We start from the raw sequence: 1,497 nt of genomic DNA, 5'->3' as shown, positions 1-1,497 counted from the left end.
ATCGCCTATCTTTCCCACATGGGGTACTGTGCTGGGCCGTCATCAACCGGCAGGTGCAGACCTACAAGCAGTTTGTAAATGATCAGATCCCTGTTTACTTGCCGTTCCTCATCCGCTGAGGGGATCCCACATGCATGGTCAAGTCGCGATTTTTGTGGGTTTTTCTTCCACGGCCCAAAGCGGGCCCATGTCCAGGTAACGCCGGAAAGCCCAGTCCTCCGTGGCCCTCAGCATCACCACCGTGGCCAGATTCACCAGGCTCCCCTCGCCGGGGAAGACCCCAACCACCCTGGTCCGCCGCTTCACCTCACGGATAAGCCGCTCCAGCACATTCGTGCTCTTGATGTGCCGCTGGTGGACCCCGGGAAAGTCCAGGTAGGTCAGGGCCTCCCCCAGACCCTGGGCAAACACCTCCACCGCCCGCTTAAACCGGTCCCGGTAGCGCTCAACGAACTCCTGGGCCAGAGATTCCGCCGTGCCCCGCCGCCGCGCCACAAACACCTCCTGGAGCTCCTCGGCCACCACACCCCGCTCCGACTGCGGCACATGAGCTGAAACGTTCCGCATAAAGTATAAAGTGCACCACGCACCGCTGCCAGCTGGCCCCAGGAAGCTCCGCCATCACCGCTTGACGGATGGAAGGGTGGTCGTCGGAAATGACCAGCCTCACCCCATGAAGCCCCCGCTCCACCAGGCCCTTCAGCAGGTTCCTCCAGGCCTCCTTCCTCTCCCCGCCCGCCGGCTCCACCGTCAGCACTTCCCGGTAGCCTTCTTCGTTCACCCCCACCGCCACCAGAAGGGCCAGGTCCACCACCCGCCCGCCCCAGTTCACCTTGAAGTAGGCCGCGTCCAGGTAGAGGTAGGGGTAGGCCAGCTCCAAAGGCCGGCCCCGCCAGGCGGAGAGTTCCTCCTCCAGGCGCTGAGCTACCCTGGAGACCGCGTCCTTACCGATGCGCACCCGGGACAGGCCCTCCGTGATGGCCGCTACCTTGCGGGTGGAGACCCCTTGCAGGTACATCCCCAGCACCGCCTCTTCTACCTCCCCGGTCATCCGCTTGTACCGCTCAAAGACCTCGGTCAGGAAAGTCCCCTCCCGGTCCCGGGGTACCCGGAGCTGGGCGATCCTGCCCGCCGGCGTGATGAGGTCCCGGGTGTAGTAGCCGTTCCGCTCCCCGCGGCGGCTTGGGGTGCGCTCACGGTAACCCGCAGCCAGGTGCTCGGTCATCTCTTCTTCCAACACCTGCTCGTTCGCGTAAGCGGTGCGGAGCACTATGACGGCCTTGACCCCTTCCCGGATGCGCCGGCTGATCTCCTCCTTGGTCAACCTCTTGAGCTCCTCTCGGTCCATTCCGCCCTCCATGCTTAACCCACAAAATACGCGACACTACCGCCACAGATCACCGGAGTGCGGCAATGGCTACTCAACTGGATGTGGAAGACATTCGAGGGATCCGATCGGTTGCTGAGGTGGCTGGTCTCTTTGCATCTCTGGGGTAC

The 1,497-nt window shown here is 63.5% G+C and carries 2 protein-coding genes; both read right to left on the bottom strand.

The genetic code is table 11. The features are described 5' to 3' along the window. Positions 1 to 138: 138 nt before the first annotated feature. Positions 139 to 522, bottom strand: coding sequence for a transposase (locus NW834_RS13670; protein WP_414412887.1), 384 nt, complete (start codon positions 520 to 522; stop codon positions 139 to 141). Continuing rightward, positions 446 to 1,348, bottom strand: a complete 903-nt coding sequence (locus tag NW834_RS13665) for an IS256 family transposase (protein ID WP_414426362.1) — start codon at positions 1,346 to 1,348, stop codon at positions 446 to 448. The genes NW834_RS13670 and NW834_RS13665 overlap by 77 nt, the downstream gene beginning before the upstream one ends. Positions 1,349 to 1,497: the final 149 nt, after the last annotated feature.

The sequence above is a fragment of the Synechococcus sp. R60.1 genome (assembly GCF_047461835.1).
GTDB lineage: Bacteria > Cyanobacteriota > Cyanobacteriia > Thermostichales > Thermostichaceae > Thermostichus.
Note: the sequence above shows the minus strand (reverse complement) of the source record. Positions and strands in the feature narration are given on the sequence as shown.